This is a genomic window from Spirillospora sp. NPDC029432, assembly GCF_040703975.1.
Lineage (GTDB): Bacteria > Actinomycetota > Actinomycetes > Streptosporangiales > Streptosporangiaceae > Spirillospora.
Genome location: NZ_JBEZWH010000005.1, coordinates 40360 through 63504, shown reverse-complemented (window position 1 = coordinate 63504; position 23145 = coordinate 40360). Strand labels below are relative to the sequence as shown.

Annotated in this window: 23 protein-coding genes and 1 riboswitch; of the genes, 12 read left to right on the top strand and 11 right to left on the bottom strand. The window is 72.4% G+C overall.

What is annotated here, in order from left to right; genetic code table 11:
- Positions 1–5 precede the first annotated feature (5 nt).
- From AB0881_RS05375 to AB0881_RS05365, 3 genes are all read right to left on the bottom strand, one after another.
- Entirely contained in the window at positions 6–236 is a 231-nt protein-coding gene (locus tag AB0881_RS05375; RefSeq protein WP_366614425.1) for a DUF6458 family protein, read from the bottom strand.
- 88 nt (positions 237–324) lie between these two features.
- A complete protein-coding gene (locus AB0881_RS05370; protein ID WP_366614424.1) occupies positions 325–2046 on the bottom strand; it encodes an OmpA family protein in 1722 nt (573 codons plus the stop codon).
- Positions 2047–2227: 181 nt separating this feature from the next.
- A complete protein-coding gene (locus tag AB0881_RS05365) occupies positions 2228–4063 on the bottom strand; it encodes an acyl-CoA dehydrogenase (RefSeq protein ID WP_366614422.1) in 1836 nt (611 codons plus the stop codon).
- A 255-nt stretch (positions 4064–4318) separates the two neighbouring features.
- Here AB0881_RS05365 and AB0881_RS05360 point away from each other — a divergent pair, with 255 nt between their 5' ends.
- From AB0881_RS05360 to AB0881_RS05340, 5 genes are all read left to right on the top strand, one after another.
- A complete protein-coding gene (locus AB0881_RS05360) occupies positions 4319–5650 on the top strand; it encodes a UDP-glucose/GDP-mannose dehydrogenase family protein (protein WP_366614421.1) in 1332 nt (443 codons plus the stop codon).
- A gap of 44 nt (positions 5651–5694) precedes the next feature.
- A riboswitch (guanidine-III (ykkC-III) riboswitch) is annotated at positions 5695–5762 on the top strand.
- A gap of 43 nt (positions 5763–5805) precedes the next feature.
- A complete protein-coding gene (locus AB0881_RS05355) occupies positions 5806–6132 on the top strand; it encodes a multidrug efflux SMR transporter (protein WP_366614419.1) in 327 nt (108 codons plus the stop codon).
- Between the two features lie 113 nt (positions 6133–6245).
- A complete protein-coding gene (locus AB0881_RS05350; protein ID WP_366614418.1) occupies positions 6246–7031 on the top strand; it encodes a sporulation protein in 786 nt (261 codons plus the stop codon).
- An 88-nt stretch (positions 7032–7119) separates the two neighbouring features.
- Positions 7120–8574 (top strand): hypothetical protein, encoded by a 1455-nt coding sequence (locus AB0881_RS05345; protein WP_366614417.1) that lies wholly within the window; start codon positions 7120–7122, stop codon positions 8572–8574.
- A 48-nt stretch (positions 8575–8622) separates the two neighbouring features.
- A complete protein-coding gene (locus AB0881_RS05340) occupies positions 8623–9387 on the top strand; it encodes an SDR family oxidoreductase (protein WP_366614416.1) in 765 nt (254 codons plus the stop codon).
- Between the two features lie 10 nt (positions 9388–9397).
- Here the strand turns inward: AB0881_RS05340 and AB0881_RS05335 are convergent, their stop codons facing one another.
- Positions 9398–9991 (bottom strand): rhomboid family intramembrane serine protease, encoded by a 594-nt coding sequence (locus AB0881_RS05335; protein ID WP_366614414.1) that lies wholly within the window; start codon positions 9989–9991, stop codon positions 9398–9400.
- A gap of 152 nt (positions 9992–10143) precedes the next feature.
- Positions 10144–10461: a WhiB family transcriptional regulator gene (locus AB0881_RS05330; protein ID WP_366614413.1), complete on the bottom strand. Its 318-nt coding sequence runs from the start codon at positions 10459–10461 to the stop codon at positions 10144–10146.
- Positions 10462–10625: 164 nt separating this feature from the next.
- On the opposite strand from AB0881_RS05330, the gene AB0881_RS05325 reads away from it, so the two are divergent.
- Positions 10626–11102, top strand: coding sequence for a GNAT family N-acetyltransferase (locus AB0881_RS05325; protein ID WP_366614686.1), 477 nt, complete (start codon positions 10626–10628; stop codon positions 11100–11102).
- Between the two features lie 135 nt (positions 11103–11237).
- The gene (locus AB0881_RS05320; RefSeq protein ID WP_366614412.1) at positions 11238–12737 is read left to right on the top strand and encodes a CYTH and CHAD domain-containing protein; all 1500 of its coding nucleotides are present in this window, start codon (positions 11238–11240) and stop codon (positions 12735–12737) included.
- Between the two features lie 173 nt (positions 12738–12910).
- Here the strand turns inward: AB0881_RS05320 and AB0881_RS05315 are convergent, their stop codons facing one another.
- Positions 12911–13837, bottom strand: a complete 927-nt coding sequence (locus tag AB0881_RS05315) for an NUDIX domain-containing protein (protein WP_366614411.1) — start codon at positions 13835–13837, stop codon at positions 12911–12913.
- Entirely contained in the window at positions 13830–15914 is a 2085-nt protein-coding gene (locus AB0881_RS05310; RefSeq protein WP_366614410.1) for an RNA degradosome polyphosphate kinase, read from the bottom strand. The genes AB0881_RS05315 and AB0881_RS05310 overlap by 8 nt, the downstream gene beginning before the upstream one ends.
- Before the next feature lie 167 nt (positions 15915–16081).
- Here AB0881_RS05310 and AB0881_RS05305 point away from each other — a divergent pair, with 167 nt between their 5' ends.
- Both AB0881_RS05305 and AB0881_RS05300 read left to right on the top strand, forming a co-directional pair.
- Entirely contained in the window at positions 16082–16546 is a 465-nt protein-coding gene (locus AB0881_RS05305; RefSeq protein ID WP_366614408.1) for a gamma-glutamylcyclotransferase family protein, read from the top strand.
- Between the two features lie 66 nt (positions 16547–16612).
- The gene (locus AB0881_RS05300; RefSeq protein WP_366614407.1) at positions 16613–16912 is read left to right on the top strand and encodes a hypothetical protein; all 300 of its coding nucleotides are present in this window, start codon (positions 16613–16615) and stop codon (positions 16910–16912) included.
- Between the two features lie 24 nt (positions 16913–16936).
- Here the strand turns inward: AB0881_RS05300 and AB0881_RS05295 are convergent, their stop codons facing one another.
- Complete coding sequence (locus AB0881_RS05295) at positions 16937–17323, bottom strand: STAS domain-containing protein (RefSeq protein ID WP_366614405.1); 387 nt, start codon at positions 17321–17323, stop codon at positions 16937–16939.
- 83 nt (positions 17324–17406) lie between these two features.
- On the bottom strand, positions 17407–18579 hold the full coding sequence (locus AB0881_RS05290; protein WP_366614404.1) for a PP2C family protein-serine/threonine phosphatase: 1173 nt from the start codon (positions 18577–18579) through the stop codon (positions 17407–17409).
- Positions 18580–18641: 62 nt separating this feature from the next.
- Here AB0881_RS05290 and AB0881_RS05285 point away from each other — a divergent pair, with 62 nt between their 5' ends.
- The gene (locus tag AB0881_RS05285; protein ID WP_366614402.1) at positions 18642–19121 is read left to right on the top strand and encodes a MarR family transcriptional regulator; all 480 of its coding nucleotides are present in this window, start codon (positions 18642–18644) and stop codon (positions 19119–19121) included.
- Between the two features lie 8 nt (positions 19122–19129).
- Here the strand turns inward: AB0881_RS05285 and AB0881_RS05280 are convergent, their stop codons facing one another.
- On the bottom strand, positions 19130–19546 hold the full coding sequence (locus AB0881_RS05280; protein WP_366614401.1) for an ATP-binding protein: 417 nt from the start codon (positions 19544–19546) through the stop codon (positions 19130–19132).
- Positions 19547–19748: 202 nt separating this feature from the next.
- Between AB0881_RS05280 and AB0881_RS05275 the strand changes: the two genes are divergently transcribed.
- Positions 19749–20939, top strand: a complete 1191-nt coding sequence (locus tag AB0881_RS05275) for a hypothetical protein (RefSeq protein ID WP_366614399.1) — start codon at positions 19749–19751, stop codon at positions 20937–20939.
- A gap of 30 nt (positions 20940–20969) precedes the next feature.
- Positions 20970–21335 (top strand): signal peptidase I, encoded by a 366-nt coding sequence (locus AB0881_RS05270; protein ID WP_366614398.1) that lies wholly within the window; start codon positions 20970–20972, stop codon positions 21333–21335.
- A 51-nt stretch (positions 21336–21386) separates the two neighbouring features.
- On the opposite strand, the gene AB0881_RS05265 is transcribed toward AB0881_RS05270, so the two are convergent.
- Positions 21387–23075: a BCCT family transporter gene (locus AB0881_RS05265; RefSeq protein ID WP_366614396.1), complete on the bottom strand. Its 1689-nt coding sequence runs from the start codon at positions 23073–23075 to the stop codon at positions 21387–21389.
- Between the last annotated feature and the right edge of the window lie 70 nt (positions 23076–23145).

The following is a 23145-nucleotide window of genomic DNA, read 5'->3' as shown; positions in this document are numbered from 1 at the left end:
GGCCGTCAGGGCTGGTTGTCGCCGTTGTAGAGGCGGTCGTTGTCGCGCCCTCCCGCGTTCCGGCTCTGCATCCGGGACATCATCAGCAGCTGGAGGGCGAACGACACCCCGCCGACGATGATGAGGATGACCCCGATGACGTGGATGTCCACCGGATCGGTCATCGCGTCCTCGGCGATCGCGAACTTGAGGATCAGCCCGAGGGTGATCGTGAAAATGCTGACACCGACACCCATGCGATGACCTCCGCCGGACGAACCATGGTCGTGTTCTTTAACTATCCGCCAGGCTCGGCCGCCACACGTGGCCGGAGGGACCGGTGGGTCAGGAGACCGGAACCGCGTCGATTTTTCCGAACGGCCCCGCGTCGAAGACGACGCTCGTGACGTTCCCCGGCGGCGCCGGGACGTAGACGAACCCGCGGGCGGGCGTGTTCACCGCCGTACGGAACGTGGCGCGCCCGGGATCGACGTACGTGGCGCTGTTGGCGGCCGGCGGGCCGATCCGGACGGCGCGGTAGACGTCCGTACCGCCCTTGACCCGCACGGAGAACGCGGTGAACGCGCCGCCGAGGTAGTCCTTGTGCGGGTAGACGGCGTCCGGCGGGGTGGTGCCGGGGCCCTGGTTCACGATGTCGAAGACCGCGACCAGGTACGCGCCGTCGCGGTAGAAGGGCTTGACGTCGATCCGCCGCTTCGCGCCGGCGAAGGTCGCGGAACGGCTGGCGACGGTGCTCCCGTCCTCGGCGCGGAAGTCCGCCGGGCGGCCGGACCCGGCCGCGGGCGAGGCCGGCGCGGCGGGGGACGCGCTCGACGCGGTGCCGGCGGCCGGCTGCCGCACGATGTAGGCGATCTCCACGCGCCGGTTGCGGGACCGGGCCGCGGCGTCGCCCGTCCCGCCCTCCTTGGCGATCAGCTCGGCCTCGCCGCGCCCCTGGGCGGTGTAGGTGTACGAGCCGCCGAGCCGGGACTTCAGCTCCTTCTCGACGGCCTTGGCGCGGTCCGAGGACAGCTTGAGGTTCGCGGCGTCGGCGCCCTCGCTGTCGGTGTGGCCGCTGATCGTGATCGGCCCCTTGGCGGGGTCGGCCTTCTGCCGCAGCTCCTGCCCGGCCTGGTCGAGCAGCTCCTTCGCGCGTCCCGACAGCTTGGCGGAGTCCTTGGCGAAGAGCGCGTCGGCCCGCAGGTTGACCTTCACGTCCGTGTTGCCCGCGATGACGTCCTTGGTGGCGCCCTCGGTGACGTCGTACAGGTCCACCGGGTTCCCGGGCGTGGCGGCGGTGGCCGCGGCGGCGGCCGTGCCGGTCACGGGGACGCCGGTGAACTCCCCCGCCGTGCCGTTCACGAGCACGGTCAGCTTCCCCGTCGTCGCCGGCACGGCCGGGAATCCAGCGGCCAGCTCCCGCGTGACGCCCGGCGCGAACTGCTCGACCGCCGGACTCGGAACGGGCGGCGTCGGCGTGGGCGTCTGGGAGGGGGACGGCGACGGGCTGGCCGACCCCGACGCCGACGTCGACGGTGTGGCGGACGGGCTCGACGACGTGGAACCGGACGGGGTGGGCGCGGCGTACGCGACCTTCTCGGCCCTCGCGGTCAGCGGCTCGCCCGGCGCCCCAGGCGTCGTGGTGGCGCCCGGCGCCGTCGGTGTCGTCGGCACCCCGGGTGACGTGGGCACGGTAGGCACGGAGGGCACCCCGGGGCCGGAGGGCGCCGGGGACGTTCCGGCGGCGATCGGCCGGTAGAGCCTGCGGCCCACGGGATCGAACAGGCTCACCGCGAACGGCACGGACTTGGCGGCGGTGTCCAGCGACGTGACGGCGTACCGCAGCACGGTCTGGGCGCCGCGCCGTTCGAGCGCCCTGATCTCGACGCGGGCGTGCAGGCCGTCCGCGCCGCCGTACCAGCCCTCCCTGGCCAGGCCGCCGGACGCGGCGTTCGCGCCGGCGGCGCCCGCTCGCGGCGGGTCCACCTTGCGCGGGGAGTCGTCCGCCGTGCATCCGGCGGCCGCCGTCAGGACGGCGAGGACGACCAGGAGTCTGCGAGCCGGCATGGGGGTCAGCGTATAGATCCGGGGCCGTTCAGGCACTAGTGCGAACCCCGTACAAAACGGGACGCCCCCGGCACCGCGCGGGGTGCCGGGGGCGTCCCTGTTCCAGTCCGCGGGAGGCGGTACCGGGCTCTGCGACCCCTGGGGCGGCCCCAGCTTCCCGGGGTGCCGCCCAAAGGGCGGGTCAGAAGGCCGACTCGGGCAGCTCCATCACGTCGAGGGTGGTGTTCTCGGCGATGGCGCGCTCGGCGGCCAGGCGGGGCAGCACGGTGGCGCAGAAGAACTGCGCCGCGGCGACCTTGCCGGTGTAGAAGTCGCGGTCGGCGGGCGAGACGTCGGCGCCGTCCAGCTTGGCCAGGGCGACCTCGGCCTGGCGGCACAGCAGCCAGGCGACGATCAGGTCGCCGAGGGCGAGCAGGAAGCGGCTGCCGTTCAGGCCGACCTTGTAGATCTCCTTCGGCGCCTCCATGGAGCCGAGCGCCCACCCGATCATCGGGTTCAGGATGCCCTGGACGTCCTCCAGCCCCTGGGAGAGGAGGGCGCGCTCGTTCTTGAGGCGGCCGTTTCCGGCCTCGCTCCCGGCGAACGCCTTGATCTCGCCGGCGAGGTGCTGGAGCGCCGCGCCGTTGTCGCGCAGGATCTTGCGGAAGAACAGGTCCTGGCCCTGGATCGCGGTGGTGCCCTCGTACAGGGTGTCGATCTTGGAGTCCCGGATGTACTGCTCGATCGGGTACTCCTGCAGGAAGCCCGAGCCGCCGAGCGTCTGCAGCGACTCGGCGCCCAGCAGCGCGTAGGCGCGCTCCGAGCCGAAGCCCTTGACGACCGGCAGCAGCAGGTCGTTCAGCTTCTCGGCCAGCTCGTCCTTGCGGCCCTCGTGCTCGGCGATCTGCACGGCGTCCTGGTACGAGGCGGTCAGCAGCACCAGCGCCCGCATGCCCTCGGCGTACGCCTTCTGGGTCATCAGGCTGCGCCGCACGTCCGGGTGGTGGGTGATGGTGACCCGGGGCGCGGTCTTGTCGGTCATCTGCGTCATGTCGGCGCCCTGGACGCGCTCCTTGGCGTACTCCAGCGCGTTCAGGTACCCGGTGGACAGGGTGGCGATGGCCTTGGTGCCGACCATCATCCGGGCGTACTCGATCACGAGGAACATCTGCTTGATGCCCTCGTGCACGTCGCCGACCAGGTAGCCGACGGCGGGGTGCTTCTCGCCGAAGGTGAGCTCGCAGGTCGTGGAGACCTTCAGGCCCATCTTCTTCTCGACGTTGGTGACGTAGGCGCCGTTGCGCTCGCCCAGCTCACCGGTCTCCAGGTCGACCATGTACTTCGGTACGAGGAACATCGACAGGCCCTTGGTGCCGGGGCCGGCGCCCTCGGGGCGGGCCAGCACCAGGTGGAAGATGTTCTCGGACATGTCGTGCTCGGCCGAGGTGATGAAGCGCTTGACGCCCTCGATGTGCCAGGTCCCGTCGGGCTGCTGGACGGCCTTGGCGCGGCCGGCGCCGACGTCGGAGCCGGCGTCCGGCTCGGTCAGCACCATCGTGGCGCCCCACTGCCGCTCCAGCGCCAGCTCGGCGAACCGCTTCTGGTCCGGCGTCCCGATCTGCCACAGGATCTGCGCGAAGCCGGGGCCCGAGGAGAACATGTAGACGGCCGGGTTGGAGCCCAGCACCTGCTCGGCCAGCGCCCAGGTCAGGCTGCGGGGGGCGCCGGTGCCGCCGAAGGCCGGGGCGAGGTCCACGCGGTACCACTCGGCGTCCATCCAGGCCTTGAACGACTTCTTGAAGCTCTCCGGCATCGCCACGGTGCCGGTCGCGGGGTCGAACACCGGCGGGTTGCGGTCGGCGTCCTCGAACGACTCCGCCAGCGGGCCCTCGGCGAGGCGGTTCACCTCGGCGAGCATGTCCCGCGCGGTCTCCTCGTCCAGCTCGGCGTACGGACCGGTGCCGAGCAGGTCCTGGCGGCCGAAGACCTCGAAGAGGTTGAACTCCAGGTCCCGGAGGTTGCTCTTGTAGTGCCCCATGAACACTCCGTCTGGTTCCGGCGGCGCTCGTGGGCCCCGCATCTACTGGTCAGTAACTCGACATCATGCTACCCGCTGGTAACCACGCACAACCCACAACCGTACGGGAGATTTACGACACGGCTCGGCTTTTCGGCCTTACCTCGCCGGCCCCGGCCAACACCGGTCCATATCCGCGCCAAGGAAGGGGACAGGACGGCGCCCGGCCGAGCCGCACCGAGCGGACCGGGAAACCGATCCGATAGGTGAGAGGGCATGGATTCGACGGGGATGCCGAGGCTCACCGTGCTCGGCACCGGGTACCTCGGCGCCACGCACGCGATCTGCGCGGCCGCGCTCGGCGCCGACGTCATGGGCGTGGACGTGGACGAGCGCAGGATCGCCAGGCTGGCCGCGGGCGAGCTGCCGTTCTTCGAACCCGGCCTGCCCGAGCTGCTGGCCAAGGCGCTGGACTCGGGGCGGCTGCGGTTCACGACGTCGTACGCGGAGGCGGGCGCGTTCGGCGACGTGCACTTCCTGTGCGTCGGCACGCCGCAGCGGCCCGGCTCCGACGCCTGCGACCTCTCGTACGTGGACGCGGCCGTGCGCTCCCTCGCGCCCACGCTGGAACGGCGCGCGCTCGTGGTCGGCAAGTCGACCGTCCCGGTCGGCACGGCGGCGCGGCTGGCCCGGCTGCTGCGCGAGCTGGCGCCCGCCGGCGCGGACGTGGAGCTGGCCTGGAACCCGGAGTTCCTGCGCGAGGGCCACGCGGTGGACGACACGATGCGGCCCGACCGGCTGGTGTTCGGCGTCGGCTCGGACTGGGCGGAGGAACGGCTGCGCGCCGCGTTCCGGCCGCTGCTGGAGCAGGGCACACCGGTGATCACCACCGATCCCGCCACCGCCGAGCTGGCCAAGGTGGCGGCGAACGCGTACCTGGCCACCAAGATCTCGTTCATCAACGCGATGGCGGAGGTCTGCGAGGCCGCCGGCGCCGACGTGGCGGCCCTGGCGGCCGCGCTGGCGCCGGACGAGCGGATCGGCGGCGCCTGCCTGCGGCCCGGGCTCGGCTTCGGCGGCGGCTGCCTGCCCAAGGACATCCGCGCGTTCGCGCACCGCGCCGAGGAGATCGGCGCCGGGCGGGCGGTGGCGTTCCTGCGCGAGGTCGACGCGATCAACCGGCGGCGCCGGGCCCGCACCGTCGACCTGGTCCGCGAGCTGCTGGACGGGCGGATCTGCGGGGCCCGGATCGCGGCGTGGGGCGCGGCGTTCAAGCCCAACTCCGACGACGTGCGGGACGCGCCCGCGCTGGACGTCGCCCGCACGCTGCACGGCCTGGGCGCCCACGTGCGGGTCTTCGACCCGGCCGCGCTGGACAACGCCCGCCGCGCGTTCCCCGAGCTGCGGTACGGGCGCAGCGCGCTGGACGCGGCGCGCGGCGCGGACGTGGTGGTGCTGCTCACCGAGTGGGCGGACTTCCGCGCGGTCGAGCCGGACGCGCTGGCCGGGGTGGTCGCGCACCGGCGGATCGTGGACGGGCGGCACGCGCTGGACGCGGCGCGCTGGCGGGCCGCCGGCTGGGAGTACCGCGCCCTGGGACGGGCCTGAGCGCGGGCGGGGAATGCCCGTTCCGCCCCTCTTGTTAAGCTGCTGATGAGGGTCCGTGAAGGCCCTCCCGGACGAGGTGCGCGCCGTACCCGGCAGGCGAAGACGGTGCGCGGTCACGACACCGCACGCACACCGCCCCTCCGGGAGGAAAGATCATGGCCTGGTTCCTCGTCGTCGCCGCCGGTCTCTTCGAGGTCGCGATGGCCCTGTGCCTCAAGCAGAGCAAGGGCTTCTCCGAGCCGCTGCCGGCGGTCGGCTTCCTCGCGTTCGCGATCATCAGCTTCGGGCTGCTCACCGTCGCGCTGAAGGACCTGGAGGTCGGCACCGCGTACGCCGTCTGGGTCGGGATCGGCGCCGTCGGCACCGCCGCGCTCGGCATGCTGTGGATGGGCGACCAGGTCACACCGCTCAAACTCGGCGCGCTCGCACTGATCATCGTCGGTGTCGTCGGGCTCAATCTGGCCGGCGGCGGCGCGCACTGACGTGACCGTTCCCGGCCATAGCCTGGTCGATCTTGGCTTGGAACGTAATCTCCCGAAACAACGTCTATGGGGCGAGGATGCCGAAAACGGCGTCCGAAACACGGGAGGAACCCTTGGTCTTCAAGAAGCTCATGCAGGCGGCCGGTGTCGGGGGCCCGCAGGTGGAGACGGTCCTGCACAGCTCGAGCGTCAAGCCCGGCGGAACCGTCACGGGTGAGGTGACGCTCATCGGTGGCAAGCACGACTCCGACATCAAGGGCGTGTACCTGGCGCTGAAGACGCGGGTCGAGGTGGAGTCCGGCGACAGTGAGCACCGCGCCGACCTCGAGTACGCCAAGATGCCGATCGCGGGCTCGTTCGAGCTCGACGACGACGCGCGCTACAGCATCCCGTTCGAGATGCCCATCCCGTGGGAGGCGCCGATCACGCACTTCTACGGCCGGCCGCTGATCGGCACCACCGTCGGCGTCGCGACCGAGCTGGAGGTGGCGCGGGCGGTCGACGCGACCGACCTCGACCCGATCCAGGTCCACCCGCTGCCCGCCCAGGAGCGGCTCCTCACGGCCTTCGCGAACCTCGGCTTCCGCTACCACAGCGCCGACTGCGAGAAGGGCCGCATCTGGGGCGTGAAGCAGCAGCTGCCCTTCTACCAGGAGATCGAGTTCTACCCGCCGCCGCAGTACAGCCGCGGCATCAAGGAGCTCGAGGTCACGTTCGTGGCCGGGCCGACCTCGATGGAGGTCGTGCTGGAGCTCGACAAGCGCGGGGGCGCGTTCACCGAGGGGCACGACTCGTTCAGCCGCTTCGTGGTCGAGTACGCCACGGTCGAGCAGACCGACTGGGAGAAGCAGCTCGACGGCTTCCTGCAGCAGGCGGGCAAGCGCAAGGGCTTCTTCTAACAGCGGCCTGAAGATGCACACCAAGGCCCCGGGGGGACGCCCCCGGGGCCTTGATCGTTCATAAGGTGAACACGTAGAAAGAGGGTCTGTGGCAGAACCCCCTGGACTGAGCGACGCGGAACGGCGGCTGTGGCAGGCGTTCCCCACCGGAACGGTGGTGGCGCTCGGCGACGAGGCGCCCGCCGGGCCGGATCCGGACCGCATCGTCCGGGCGGAGGTGATCTCCCAGCTGCTGCTGGGGGCGTGCGAGCCGCGCAGCGGGTTCGTCCCGGCGGTCCGGCTCAGCGGCGCGTACGTCATCGGGGCGCTCGACCTGTCGGGCGGCACCGTCGAGTACGAGCTGCGGCTGACCCACTGCCGGCTCGCCGAGGCGCCCGACTTCTCCAACGCGCAGGCGCGCCAGCTGCGGCTGTCGAACTGCCGGCTGCCGGGCTTCGACGGCGGCGGGCTGCGCGCCGACGGCTACCTCAGCCTGTCCGGCTCGGAGATCGGCGGGCCGGTACGGCTGCCGCGCGCCCAGCTCACGGGCGGGCTCCGGATGAACGGCACGAGGATCACCACCACCGAGCCGGCCGACTGGGCGCTGTTCGCCGGCGGGATGGTGGTCGAGGTCGGCCTCTTCGCCCGCGAGTGCGAGATCACCGGCGGGACCCGGCTGGTCGGCGCCCGGATCAACGGCGGGCTCTGGATGGAGGACGCCGTCCTCGCCAACCCCGGCCGGCTCGCCGTCGACGCGCAGAACATGGTCGTGGAGGACGCCGCCGAGTTCAGCCGCGCCACGATCACCGGCACCGTGCGGCTGCGCAGCGCCCGGATCAACGGGCTGCTGTCGTTCATCCGGGCCCGGCTCGACTCGGGCGCGGCGGGCCGGATGGCGCTGCACGCCAGCCACATGCAGTGCGACGAGCTGCTGCTGTGGCCCGCCGAGAAGATCAAGGGAGCGGTCGCGCTGTCGTACTCCCGGATCAACCTGATCTTGGACCATCCGGACATCTGGCCGGACGAGCTGTGGCTGAACGGGCTGACGTACGACACCCTCCGCGGCGGCCGGTTCAAGGACCGGCTGAGCTGGATCTCCCGCGACAGGGAGTTCCACACCCAGCCGTACGAGCAGCTCAGCGCCTGGTACCACGGCATCGGCCACGACGACCTCGCGCGCAAGGTGCAGCTGGCCAAGATGCGCGTGCGGCGCCGCAACGTGCACCCGGTCGGCCGCGCCTGGAACGTGCTGCTCGATTGGACGGTCGGGTACGGCTACCGGCCGTGGCTCGCGTTCGCGTGGTTCGGGGTCCTGGTCGGGATCGGCACGCTCGTCTTCTCCGCCAACCCGCCGCGGTCCATCAAGCCGGGCGACGAGCGGCCCGACTTCCACGCGTTCGTCTACACGCTCGACCTGCTCATCCCGATCGACACGTTCGGGCAGCAGCAGGCGTACGACCCGCAGGGCTGGTCGCGGTGGGTCGCGTACGCGCTCGTCGCCACCGGCTGGATCCTGGCCACCGCGCTGATCGCCGGGGTGACCCGCGTGCTGCGCCCGAACTGATCCGTCCCGCGGCGCGTCGACCCTCATGACAGGGAAGAATGGGGCGCCATGGGCATGTATCTGATCACGGGGGCGACCGGCGGCATCGGCGCGGCGACCGCGGGCCTGCTCGCCGAGCGCGGGCACGACCTCCTGCTGGCGGGCCGCTCGGCGGAGCGGCTCAACGACGTGAACCGGCGGATCACCTCGGGGGCGCACGCCGCCACCCAGCTGATCGTCCGGGACCGCAACGGCGACCCGGGCGCCGTCCGTACCGCCTCGCCGCGCGGCACCACCCGCGCCGTCACGCTCGACCTGACCGAGCCCCGCCGGCTGGAGGCGGCGCTCGCCGAGGCCGGGCTGCCGGACCGGCTGGACGGCGTGGTGCACAGCGCCGGGATGGTGGACCTCGGCGCGGTGGCCGAGCAGGACGTGGACCACTGGATCGACCAACTCATGATCAATCTGGTGTCGGCCGCGGAGCTGACCCGCATCCTGCTGCCCGCGCTCCGCGCCGCGGAGGGGCAGGTCATCTTCGTGAACTCGGGCGCGGGCCTGCGGGCGAACCCGAAGTGGTCGGCGTACGCGGCGAGCAAGTTCGGCCTGCGCGCCCTCGCCGACTCGCTGCGCGCGGAGGAGCCGTCCCTGCGCGTGACGACCGTCTACCCGGGGCGTACCGCCACGGAGATGCAGCGGAAGGTGCACGCCCAGGAGGGCCGCGCGTACGACGCCGCGAAGTTCACCGACCCGGCCACGGTCGCCCGCGTGATCGTCAACGCGCTGGAGACCCCGGCGGACGCGGTCGTGGCCGACATCACCGTCCGGCCGCGCTGAGCCGCCGGCCTCAGGACTCCACGGCGCGGCGGTCGGGCCCGCGCCGCAGCACCCAGGACCCGAGCACCCCGCCGATCAGCCCGAACAGGTGCCCCTGCCAGGAGATGGACGGGTCGCTGGGCAGCACCCCGAAGATCATGGTGCCGTACAGCAGCACGACCCCGGCCGCGATGGCCAGGTCGAGCAGCCGCCGCTCGAACAGCCCGCGCCCGAGCAGGTAGCCGAAGAAGCCGAAGATCAGGATGCTGGAGCCGAGCGTGTTCGCCGAGCTGAGGAACCACACCCCCAGCCCGCCGACCACGATGATGATCAGGCTGGCGACCAGGAACTTGGCGATCCCCCGTACGGCCGCGAGGAAGCCGAGGATCACGAATGGGACGGTGTTGCCGATCAGGTGCCCGAACCCGCCGTGCATGAACGGCGCGGTGAAGATGTCGGTCAGGTCGCCGGCGTCGTGCGGGCGGATCCCGTAGTCGTCGAGGGCCCCGCCCATCACGTAGTCGGCGATCTCCAGCACCCACATCCCGGCGGTGACCACACCGATGATGATGGCCGCCGTGACCGCCCGTGCCCCGTGCGTCGCGAGCCCCTCAGACCGATTCACGGACCGATTCTCAGGCCGGCCGCGCGCAGACCACCGGGAACGGTTCTGTCCGGGTACCTGTGGATAGCCCATGTCTCGCCCACCGTCGGTCGTCGATCCCGTCCCGTCATTATCCGCAACGATTGACGAGATCGCATAGTGCCGGGGACGGATCAGGCCGCGGCCTCGCTGAGGTCGCCGCGTACCTCGATGACGGGGAGGCGGCGGCGGGGCGGGGCCTCGGCGGTGCGGCGGAGGTGGCGGCGCTCCTCGGGCGTGGTGCCGCCCCAGATGCCGTCGGGCTCGCCCACGCGCAGCGCCCAGGCGAGGCAGTCGGCGGTCACCGGGCAGTTGGCGCAGATGGCCTTGGCGGCGCGTTCCTGCTCGCGCAGGATCGGCGCCGCGTAGCCGATCGGGAAGAACAGGTCCGGGTCGGCGCCGCGGCAGATGGCCTGGTCGCTCCAGTGTTCCTCGTTCTCGACGTGCTGCATGGCTGACTCCCTGTGGCGTCGTCGCTGACGCCGGGCAAGCTGGGGTGGGTTCGTACAACACAGCGTAGTACTACAACCTGTAGTACTACAACTCGTTGGCCACCCGGACGATACGGCCCGGAGGGCGGCCGGATAGCCTGTGTGACGTGCGGCGTGATCAAGAAGTGACCTTCCGCGAGGCCAACCGTGACGATCTTCCTGCGATCGTCCGGTTGCTGGCCGACGATCCGCTCGGGGCGACCCGCGAGTCGGCGGGGGAGGTCATCCCGGCGGCGTACTTCGACGCGTTCGACGCCATCGACAAGGACCCCAACAACGCCGTGATCGTGGCGGAGGTCGACGGCTCCATCGCCGGCACGCTGCAACTCACCTACATTCCCGGACTGACCTACACCGGCGGCGAGCGCGCCCAGATCGAGGGCGTGCGGGTCGCCGCCGAGCACCGCGGCGGCGGGATCGGCCAGCTCCTCATCGGCTGGGCCATCGAGCGCGCCCGCGAGCGCGGCTGCCGGGTGGTGCAGCTCACCACCGACCGCCAGCGCCCCGAGGCGGTCCGCTTCTACCAGAAGATGGGCTTCCGGCCGTCCCATATGGGGATGAAGTATCACCTCAAGGACGGTGCCCAAACCGGCGGCCGGTGACCGGGGCCGACGGCCCGCCCGCCCGGGACCTTCGTCTCGGCGACGGCGGCCTCTCTATATCTGTTCACCCTGCCGTGGAATGCTGGTCATGCAGGTGTGGTAACCAGCGCCGACGCGTGTAGGAGGACCCGTATCGTGGCCGTGAAGCATGTCGAGATCGAGCGCAAGTACGACGCCGCCGCCGATTTCTCCGTCCCCGAGCTGACCGTTCTGCCGGGGGTCGCGGACGTCAGCGCTCCCGAGGCGCACCGGCTGCACGCCACGTACTTCGACACCGCCGACCTGCGGCTGGCCGCGCACGGGATCACGCTGCGGCGGCGGCGCGGCGGGACCGACGCGGGCTGGCACCTGAAGATCCCGGCCGGTCCGGACAGCAAGAACGAGCTGCGCGCGCCGCTCGGCCGGGCGCAGGTCGTCCCGGGACGGCTGGCCGCGCTGGTCGCGGCGTTCGCCCGCGGGGAGCCGCTGCGGCCGGTGGCCACGCTGGAGACCGACCGCACGGTCGTGCGCCTCCTGGACGAGTCGGGCGGCGTCCTCGCGGAGGTCGCCGACGACGCGGTCACCGGCACCGTCCTGGACGGCGGCGGCGCGCCGGACGCGTGGCGCGAGATCGAGGTCGAGCTGGCCGGCGGCGACCGCGAGCTGCTGAAGGCGGCCGGCAAGCGGCTGCGCAAGGCTGGCGCGAGCCGGGCCGCGTCGGCGTCCAAGCTCGGCCGGCTGCTGAACGGCCAGCTCCCCCGCCCCACCGCGCGGGAGACCGCGGAGCGGGCCCGGAGCGCCACGGCGGCCGACCACCCGACCGCCGGCGACGCGGTGGTCGCGTACCTGGCCGCGCAGGTGCGGGCGCTCCTCACGTACGACCCGAAGGCGCGGCTGGCCGAGTACGACGCCGTGCACCGGATGCGGGTCGCCACCCGCCGGATCCGCAGCGTGCTGCAGAGCTACCGGCCGCTGCTCGACCGGGAGCGGACCGATCCGCTGCGGCCGGAGCTGAAGTGGCTGGCGGACGCGCTCGGCGAGGTCCGCGACCTGGAGGTGCTGCGGATGCGCTTCACCGAGCGGGTCGAGGGCCTCGACGCCATCGGCGAGCCGGCGTGGCTGGCGGAGCTGGCCCGCCAGGAGCGGTCGGCGTACCGGCGACTCAACGCCGCGCTGAAGGAACCGCGCTACTACGCGCTGCTGGACGCCCTCGAAGCCCTCGTCGCCGAGCCCCCGCTGACCCGGCGCGCCGGGCGTACCGCCCAGAGCGAGCTGCCGAAGCTGGTCGTGCGCGCGTGGGGCCGGATGGCGGCGTCGTACGAGGGGATCGCCGCCGCGGACGACCCGGAGACCGCGCGGCACGACACCCGCAAGGACGCCAAGCGCGCCCGGTACGCGGCGGAGGTCGCGGTCGCCGTCCTCGGCGAGCCCGCGACCCGCACCGTCAGGAACGCCAAGCGCCTCCAGGAGGTGCTGGGCGACTACCAGGACGGCGTGATCGCGAGCGACCACCTGAAGGCGGCCGCGGCCCGCGCCGCCGATACGGCGGACGCGTTCAGCCTGGGCGTCCTGTACGGCATCGAGCGCTGCGAGGCCGAGGCCGCCCTGGAACGCCTCGAAGGCACCTGGGCGTCCATCCCTGCACCCGCCTTCTGAGCGGGCGCGGCTAGGCTGTGTTCAAAGTCCCGGCCCACGGCGCTCGCCTGGCGGCTCGCACCGTGACCGTGCCTGTGCGAGCGCGACATCGCTTCGCGATCTGCCCGGTGAGGCTCGCCTCACCGAGCAGGTAGCGCGCTCGCGCGACGGCTGAGGCCACTTTGAGACAGGCCCTAGGCCCTGTGGCGCTCCAGGGCGGCGATGGCGGGGGTCCCGTCCTCGCCGCCCGCCAGGTGCGCCACCCAGAAGGACCCCTTCCGCAGCGCCGGCTCGTCCGGGACCTTCTCGCCCAGCCGGCGGCACAGCCCGGTGATCAGCTCCGCGACGATCTCGCCGTGCGTGCAGACGATCGCGGGGACGCCGCCGTCGGCCAGTTCGAGCAGCCGGCCGAGGGCGCGGTCGCCGCCGGTGTCGCCGATGGTGAACGCGGCGTCGGTCACGACTGCCGTGCCCGTTGCGCGCGCGTACGGCAGCACGGTGTCGAGGCAGCGCGCGGTCGCCGAGCTCACGGGGCGGGACGGGCCGTACGCGCGCAGCAGCGCCGACAGCCGGACCGCCTCGGCGCGGCCCCGGGCGTCGAGGGGCCGCAGCTCGTCGGGCTCCTCCCACTCGCTCTTCTCGCCCGCGGACCCGTGCCGCAGGATGACCAGCGGCCAGGTGTGCAGGGGGCCGGCGGTGAACTCGCGCAGCAGGTCGACGTCGTGCGAGTACGAGAGCCGCTCCGCGGCCTCGCCGGCCGGGAGCCAGTCGAGCCGGTCGACCTCGTCGTTCGGGACGGCGTGCGCGGACGACGGCTCCACGCAGCGCGCGGCCCAGTAGTCGACGCGCTTGGGCCGGTCGCGGTGCAGGTACGAGACCGGCGGCAGGCGGCGGCCGAGCCGGGCCACGATCCCGGTCTCCTCCTCGACCTCGCGGACGACGGCGCGCAGCACGTGCTCCCCGCCGTCCAGCTTGCCCTTGGGGAACGACCAGTCGTCGTACCGGGGCCGGTGGACCAGCGCCACCTCGGGGCGGCCGGCGGGCCCGTCCCGCCACAGCACGGCGCCCGCCGCCCGGACCGGCTCGGGCGGCCCGGCGGATCCGGCGCGGGGGTCAGCCATCGACGGTCCTCCAGCGGCGGCTCTTGACCAGGTGGCTCTGGATGTCGAGCAGCGGGGCGGCGGTCATCGCGGAGCGGCGCGTCCAGGTGCCGTCGCCCTCCAGCCACCACGTCTCGGTGCCGTCGTCCATGGCGCGGTCGATCAGTTCGAGCAGCTCGGTGAGGTGGCCCTTGTCCGCCACCCGGACCAGGGCCTCCACCCGCCGGTCGAGGTTGCGGTGCATGAGGTCGGCGCTGCCGATCCACACCTCGGGGTCGCCGCCGTTCTCGAACGCGAACACCCGGGAGTGCTCCAGGAAGCGGCCGAGGACGCTGCGCACCCGGATCGTCTCCGACAGGCCGGGGATGCCGGGCCGCAGCGCGCAGATGCCGCGCACCCAGATGTCGACCGGGACGCCCTCGCGCGCGGCGCGGTAGAGCGCGTCGATGACGACCTCGTCGACCAGCGAGTTGCACTTGATCCGGACGCGGGCCGGGCGGCCGGCGCGGCGGTGCTCGATCTCGTTCTCGATCCGCTGCACCAGCCCGGGGCGCAGGCTCTGCGGCGCCACCAGCAGGCGGCGGTAGGTGTTCTGCCGCGAGTAGCCGGTCAGGTGGTTGAACAGCGCGCTGACGTCCTCGCCGACGGTCGGGTCGGCGGTCAGCAGCCCGAAGTCCTCGTACAGGCGGGCGGTCTTGGGGTGGTAGTTGCCGGTGCCGATGTGGCAGTAGCGGCGCAGCGTCCCGTCGGCCTCCTCCCGGACGACCAGGGCGAGCTTGCAATGCGTCTTGAGGCCGACGAACCCGTACACGACGTGGCAGCCCGCCTGCTCCAGCTTGCGCGCCCACGCGATGTTGGCGCGCTCGTCGAAGCGGGCCTTCAGCTCGACCACGACGACGACCTGCTTGCCGGCCTCGGCGGCGTCGATGAGCGCGTCCACGATCGGCGAGTCGCCGCTGGTGCGGTAGAGCGTCTGCTTGATCGCCAGGACGCGCGGATCGTCCGCCGCGTCCTCGATCAGCCGCTGCACGGTGGTGGTGAACGAGTCGTACGGGTGGTGGACGAGCACGTCCCGCTCGCGGATGGCGGCGAAGATGTCGGCGTCGGCGGGGAGCGCCTCCTTGGACGGCACGAACGGGGAGTACTTCAGCTCCGGCCGGTCGAGGTCGGCGATCGCCGACATCCCGGCCAGGTCGAGCGGGCCGTCCACCCGGTAGATCTGCCGCTCGTCGATCGCCAGCTCGGTGGTCAGCAGCTCCAGCACGCCGTCGGAGATCGAGTCCTCGACCTCCAGCCGGACCACCGGGCCGAACCTGCGGCGCAGCAGCTCGCGCTCCAGCGCCTGGAGCAGCCCCTCGCTGATGTCGTCGTCGATCTCCAGGTCCTGGTTGCGGGTGACCCGGAAGGCGTGGTGCTCCAGCACCTCCATGCCGACGAACAGCTGCCCGAGGTGCGCCGCGATCACGTCCTCCAGCGGCGTGAACCGGTTGGGGGAGGCCTCCAGGAAGCGCGGCAGCACCGGGGGCACCTTCACCCGCGCGAACATCGTGGCGTCGGTCTCCGGGTCCCGCATGATCACCGCGAGGTTGAGGGAGAGGCCGGAGATGTACGGGAACGGGTGCGCGGAGTCGACGACCAGCGGGGTCAGCACCGGGTAGATCCGGTCGCGGAAGAGCCGGCGCATCTGCTCGCGCTCGGTCTCCGACAGCTCGTGCCAGCGCAGCAGCTCGATGCCCTCCTTGCTGAGGGCGGGGCACAGGTCGTCGTGGAAGGCGGCGGCGTGCCGCAGGGACAGCTCGCGGGCCACGGCGGCGGTGCGTTCGAGGACCTCGCGCGGCTGCCGGCCGCTGGCCGACTGGACGGCGAGGCCGGTGGCCATCCGGCGGGCCAGCCCGGCGACCCTGACCATGAAGAACTCGTCGAGGTTGCTGGCGAAGATCGACAGGAACCGCACGCGCTCCAGCAGCGGGAGCCGGGGATCCTCGGCCAGCTCCAGGACTCGCTGGTTGAAGCGCAGCCAACTCTCCTCGCGGTCCAGGAACCGGTCGTCGGGCAGCGCTTCCGCACCGTGAGGGATATGTCCTGGATTGACACTCATGGAGGTAATGATCCCTGGTCCAGATGAACAGCGGTCGAACAACGATGACAGGGGCGTTTCCGCCATCGGTCAGATACGCGGATCATGCCCACGGTTCCCAATGATCACTCGGGAATCGGGACGCCGCGTGCGCCGCCGGGACGGGCCGGGCCGTACCCTGCCCGTCCATGAGCGACGAGAGCGGGCCGGACGGGCTGTTCGTCTACGGGACGCTGCGCTTCCCCGAGGTGCTGGAGGCCCTCCTCGGCCGCGTGCCGCGCCTCTCCCCGGCGCGGGTGCGCGGCTGGAGCGTCCGGGCGCTGGCGGGGGAGGTCTACCCGGGGATGGTGGCCGAGCCGGGCGCGGCGGCCGAGGGCGTACTGATCATCGGGCTCGATCCGGCCGAACGGGACCTGCTGGACGCGTTCGAGGGCGAACCGTACGAGGTCGTGGCCGTCCCGCTGGACGGCGGCGGGGAGGCGCGGGCGTACGCCTGGACGGGTCCCACCGAGCCGCACGCGTGGGACGTCGAGCACTTCGCCGAGCACGATCTGCCGGAGTTCGCCGGCTCCTGCCGCGAGTGGCGTGAGTGGCGCGAGTGCCAGGAGTGGGCGGCGGCGGGCGGCGGCCCGCCGGAGGCGGCCGATTCCTGACTCGCGCGGCCGCATTCGGCGATAGCCGCGGATGAATTGTCAGACCCATGGGCAATCATTCGTGGTATGAGCAGAGACTCCCATTCGGGGTTGCAGTGCCCGCAGTGCCGGACGCATCTCGCGCTCGTGACCGCCGATGACGGGCCGGCGCCGGCGACGGGCGATCCGCCAATCCTCGTCCGCGAGGAATGGACCCCGCCGCCGGTGGCCGAGGTGCTGGCCCAATACGCCGGAAGGTCCATCGACAGCGCCACCGCGCTGCGCGGCGCCGCCCGGGTCCGCGACAGCTTCAACCGCGCCCGGCAGGCCGCGGCCAAAAAGCAGGTGGAGCAGAAGGCCGCGCGCCGTGCGGCGCGCTCCGCCTGACCGCGAATTCGATCACGGGAGCGTTCACGGAAGGACGAGCAGCCGCTCCAGTCCGCAGCGTTCGATCAGCATCCTGACCTGCGGTGTCACCCGTGCGAGCAGCAATGTGCCGCCGCGTTCCCGCACTTTCTTGGCCGCATGGACCAGGACCGACAGACCGTAGGAATCGCAGAAAGAGACCTCGCCGAGATCGAGGGCGATCCGGGGCCGCTCCCCGGCCGCGAGCGCCGCGTCCACGGCCCTTCGCAGACTTCCCGCCCGCGCGCAGTCGAGTTCGCCGCGGAAACGCAGTACCCGCCAGGGCTCCAGGGTGACCGCGCCCCCGGCGGCCGATTCCGTTCGCGATCGCACCGGCGCCGGCACCGCCCCCTGCGGCATCCAGAACCACTCCCTCCGCGTCGCCTCCGGCATTCCCGGAAGCACACTCCGTAACCCCCTTCCCACTGAATATCGACGGCACCGCGCGGACGGGCGATGGCAGCATTACCTCACCGTCAGGTAAGCAACTCTGCACCGACCGGACCGCCACCGACCCGGTCAAGGCAGACGATCACGGCATCGTCCACCGGTTCGGAGTCCTGATGAAAAGCCAGGAACTGCCGGGTCAGAGTGCGCACGGCCTCGGCCGGTTTCTGCAACCGGGTGTCCCTGAGAGCGCGCGGAAGGGCGTTCTCACCGAACCTCTCGCCACCGGGAGAGCGGGCGCCGTGGACGCCGTCACTGGCGATGACCAGCCGATCTCCCCGCTCGATACCGAACTCCTCGGTCCGGTAATGGACGTCGCCGAACATTCCGAGCGGGAGCTGGGCGTCGAATTCGACCGCCTCGGTGGCGCCGTCCCGCATCCGGAAGATCCGCGGCGAGCCGGCGTCGACGACCTCGAACCGGCCCGTCCCCGGCGTGTAGTCCATCAGCAGCGTCGCCACGTGCCGCGTGCCGCGGTGGTGGGCGTACAGGATCTGGTCGGCGAGCGCCGCCTGGTCGGCGATCCCGGCGCCCGACCGGCGGGCGTTGCGCAGCGCGTTCACGGCCAGCTGGGTGAGCGCCGCCGACTCCGTCCCGCTGCCCATCCCGTTGCTCACGGTCAGGACGAGCCGGTCCCGGTCCACGGCCCAGTCGAAGTTGTCGCCCCAGACCGCGTACGCGGGCTCCAGCTGCCCCGCCAGGCGGAACTCGGCGGTCTCGCACGCCTGCCCGGGCAGCAGGTCCCACATCATCTCCGCGGCGAGCGTGAGCCGCGACCGCCGCCGGATCCTGCGGAAGACATCGGTGCCGGTGTCGGCGAGCCGCAGCGCCCGCGCCAGCACCGCCGCAGCCCCGGCCAGCCCGCCGCCCGGGGCGGTGTCGACGTCGCCGGCCGCCCGGACGCTGAGCACGCCCACCCGCTCGCCCTGCACGCTCAGCGGGATGTGCACGGCCGGCGGCTCCCGCATCACCTCCTGCGCGGCGAACGCCCGGCCCGCCGGGGTGTTGTCGATCGGCACGGGCTCGCCCCCGGAGACCGCCGGGACGAGCGAGACCCGCCGGTAGTCGGCCAGCAGCACCTCGACCCCGGCCCGCGGATCGCCGATGAGCGTCCGCACCACGGCCTCCGCCGCGCCGAGGAGTTCGTACGGCTGCGCGTTCCAGAGCTCGTCCTCCAGCTCGCGCGGGAACGGCGGGCTCATGGCCCTCCTCGCGCGGGCCTGGGGAGGTGCCCCGGCGCACGCGGTGTGTAACAGTGGAGGACATGGTCAGCACGCCGGGGCGGGACGACGCCGAAGAGGCGGCCGCGGCCCTGGACGAGGCGGCCGGTGCGCTCATGGACGTCTGGGCGCGCGCTCACCACACCTCCGACGTGCCGGTTCCCGCGACGCAGCTGCGGGCGCTGTTCGTCCTGGAGCGGGGCCCGGTCAACGTCAGCAGCCTGGCCACCGAGCTGGACGCGCTGGTGTCGTCGGCCAGCCGGCTCTGCGACCGGCTGGAGGCCGGCGGGCTGCTGCTGCGCGACCCCGGCCGCGACCGCCGCGAGGTCACGGTACGGCTCAGCGCCGAAGGGCAGGCGCTCCTCGACCGGCTCCGGCTGCGGCGCCGGGAGGAGCTCGCGCGCGTGCTCTCCACGATGTCGTCTCCCGCGCGGGCGGCACTGCTGTGGGGGCTCACACAATTCCACGAGGCGGCCTCCGCGTCACCTGACGGGAAGGGCCGTTCCTTCTCGCTGCCCGCCTGACCTCCCCGTCAATCCCGGTGCGCGGCCAGGGACTTCTCAAAATGAACGATCGCGCCGTTCCGGTCGGCGCGATCTGAAATGTCCAGGTCTTCGGTGAAGGCTCTCATGAGCTGGATCCCCCGCCCGCTCTCGGCGACGGGAAGGGGCCGGCCGCCCCGTTTCCAAACGGCCGCGTCGCTCGATCCGCCCCCGTCGATGACGTCGATGACGCACTTCAACCCGTCCATATGCGCGCGGACCTCGTACTCCTTGCTGGATTCCGCGTGCTGGATGACGTTGGCGCAGGCCTCGCCCAAAGCCAGCGCGATGTCTTCGCGAATCTCGGAGGCCACTCCCAGGCCCCGCAGCGACGCGTCGAGCGTGTGCCGCACCAGCGGCGCGCTCTCCGCGTCCCGGGGCAGGGTCATCTCGATCACGACCTCCATGGCTCCCTCCATTCCCCGTCTAGGATCAAGACTTCCCGATGCCGTCCGGTGGAAACGGATCTATCAGCCGGCTGATAAAGATCGCCGCCAATCCCTGTCGCGACGCCACATCGCTCCCCGCCGGCCGCTCGGCATAATCGCCTTCTCCCGGCCGCCCATTCGGCCATGCCCGCACGGGCCGCGACGGTTCGCTGGAGGATCGGTGACGCGACACCCAGACCCCGCCCACGGTGACGACGGCCGGCTGGCCGAGGCGCTGAGGGCGGGCCGCCCCGGCGCCATCGGCCACGTGTACAACGTGTACGGCCCGCACCTTTTCGAATACGCCGACGTCCTGCTCGGCGACCGCGACCTGGCCGTCGATTCCGTGCGCGCGGCCCTTATCGCCAGCGGCGCGGACCCCGCCGCCGTTCCCGATCCGGATCGTTTCCGGAGCTGGTTGTACGGCCTCGTACGGGACGAATGCCTCGGCCGCCTGGGCGTGCGTCCCGAGGAGCCGGTGACGCTGTCGGGCCGGCTCGCCGCGGTGGGCGCCTCCGCCGAGCAGGCGACCGTCGGCCACGTGCTCCAGGCCCGCGCCCCCGTCCAGGAGACGGCCGTCCCGATCGTCTCGCCGGAGCACCGCGACGCCTCGGCGGAGTTCCTCACCGCCGCGGCCCTGGAGGCGACAGGGGCGACACCGGTCCCCGTCCCGGCCCCCGAGCCGCGCGACGGCGGGGAGGCGCTCGGGAAGGTCGTGGCGGGCGCGCGCGCCGTCCCTCCCGCCAAGAACACCGGGACCGGGACGAGCCGGCGCTCGGGCCCGTTCCAGGTCGCCGCCGCCGCGGCCGCGGCGGCGCGCGTACGGGTGCGGCGGGCACGGTTCGTGGTGATCGGGGCCGGAGCGGCCGCCGCCGTCGCGCTCACCGGCCTGCTCGTCCTCGCCCAGTCGCCGGAGGGCGGACCGCCGCCGGCCGGAGCGGCGGCGGCACCGGCGAGCAGCGCCCCGGCGTCCCCGCCCCCGGCCAGCCCGAGCCCGAGCAGGACCCCCAAGGCGGAGAAGAGCGAGAAGCCGGAGCGGACCAAGGCCCGGACGCGGCCCGCGACGTCCAAGCGCGGGCGGCTGTCGATCAGCGACTCGGGCTGCCGCGGCATCGGCGTGGCGGGGCTGGGCGGCTCCTGCACCGTCCGGCTCACCGCGCGCGGCGGGCCGGTGCGGTGGTCGGTCGCCTCGGTGGACGGGCTGGGCGTCTCCGCGTCCGGCGGCGGCTCGCTCGCCAAGGGGCGGACGGCGACGGTGACCGTGCGGGTGCGGCCGTCCATCGGCTGCTACGCGCGCGGCGGCGGCACCGGCAGCGTCTCGTTCGCGCCGGGCGGCAGCGCCGCGGTGTCCTTCACCTGCTGGCGGCGCTGACCCGCCGATCGTGGCCTACGATCGCCTTCCGTGGGCGAGGTGTATGTGGGGAAGGCCGCCGCCGACGCGGCCCTCGATCGCGGATGGCTGCTGGGGCACTTCAAGCCGGCCGCCGACCCGCGGCACAGCGACGACGTCGAGATCAAGTGGGGGACGCACCCGCCCGGCGACCGGCGGGCGGAGTGGGCGGTCAACGAGAAGCGCACCGCGCTGCTCGTCCTGATCAGCGGGCGGTTCCGGGTCGAGATCCCCGGCCGCAGCGTGCTGCTGAGCGAGCAGGGCGACTACATCGTCTGGGGGCCGGGGGTGGACCACTCCTGGTACGCCGAGGAGGAGTCGGTCGTCCTGACGGTCCGGTGGCCGTCCATCCCGGGCTACGCCGTACCGCAGGGGTGAACGCGGGGGGCGGGCGCGCCGCCCGCCCCCCGGTTCGCCCGTTCAGCCCGTTCAGTCCTCCTTGGACACGGGGGTGACGTCGAGCGCCGTGGCGCCGTTGGGGGCGCTCGGCACGACACCGAGCTCGAAGTCGCCGTCGTACAGCTCGTGCCCGGTGATGACCGCCGACTCGACGGCCTCGATGCCGCGCTCGCCGCGCCGGATCAGCGCGTCGCTGCGCAGGTCGCGCATCAGCGCCACGCACATGCCGATCATCACCACCAGGAACGGCACCGCGGCCAGGATCGTCAGGTTCTTCAACCCGGTGAGGGCCGCGTCGCCGCCACCGCCGAGCAGCAGCATGATGGCCGCCACGCCACCCGTCAGCACGCCCCAGACGATCACGACCGCGCGGGTGGGCTCCAGCGTGCCGCGCTGCGACAGCGTGCCCATCACGATGGACGCGGCGTCCGCGCCGGACACGAAGAAGATGCCGACCAGGATCATGACCAGCAGCGTGGTCACGCCGGCGATCGGGTACTCGTTCAGCACCGCGAACAGCTGGCCCTCCTGCGTCGCGTCGGGGCCCGCCAGGCCGGCGCCCTGCGACTCCAGCCGGGTGGCCGTGCCGCCGAACACCGCGAACCAGACCAGGCTCACCACGCTGGGGACGAGGATCACGCCGCCGACGAACTGCCGGATCGTGCGGCCCCGGCTGATCCGCGCGATGAACATGCCGACGAACGGCGTCCAGGAGATCCACCAGGCCCAGTAGAAGACCGACCAGTTCGACAGCCATTCGGCGATGTTCGCGCCCGCCGTGGCCTCGGTACGGGCCGCCATCTGCGGCAGGTCGCCCAGGTACGCGCCGACCGACGTCGGGATCAGGTCCAGGATCTGCACGGTCGGGCCGAACGCGAAGAGGAACACCAGCAGCAGCAGCGCCAGCACCATGTTGGTGTTGGACAGCCACTGGATGCCCTTCTCGATGCCCGACACGGCGGACGCGACGAACGCCAGCGTCAGCACCGCGATGATCGCGATCAGGACGGCCTCGCTGACGTCGTCCATCCAGCCGACCTCCTGGATGCCGCTGCGGATCTGCAGCGCGCCCAGGCCCAGCGACGCGGCCGAGCCGAACAGCGTCGCGAAGATCGCCAGGATGTCGATGACCTTGCCGATGCCGCCGTTGGCGCGCCGCTCGCCGATCAGCGGCGTGAACACCGCGCTCACCGTCTGTCGCCGGCCGCGCCGGAAGCAGCTGTAGGCGATCGCCAGGCCCACCACCGCGTAGATCGCCCACGGGTGCAGCGTCCAGTGGAACAGCGTGGTCGACATCGCGGTCTGGATCTTGTCCGCGGAGTTCTGGTCGTACGTGCCGGGCGGCGCCTCGGCGTAGTGCGTGAGCGGCTCGCTGACCCCGTAGAACATCAGCCCGATGCCCATGCCCGCGCTGAACATCATCGCGACCCAGGAGACGGTCCGGAACTCCGGCTCCTCGTCCTCCTGGCCGAGCGTGATCCGGCCGTACCGGCTGAACGCCAGCCACAGGGCGAACACCACGAAGCCCGACGCCGCCAGCACGAACGCCCAGCCGAGATTGTGCATCGTGCCGGTCAGGAGCGAGGTCGAGAAGCTCTCCAGGGAGTCCGTCGCGACCCCGCCCCAGACCACGAAGGCGAGGGTCAGCACGGCCGTCACGCCGAAGACGACCCAGTCGGTCCGCGGCAGCCCCCGCAGGCCGCCGCCCGACGTACCCAAGATCTCTCCGCCGTCCGGTCGATCCGGTCTCACGCGTTCCTCCGGCATGCTCCTCGTCCTTCTCCGGCTC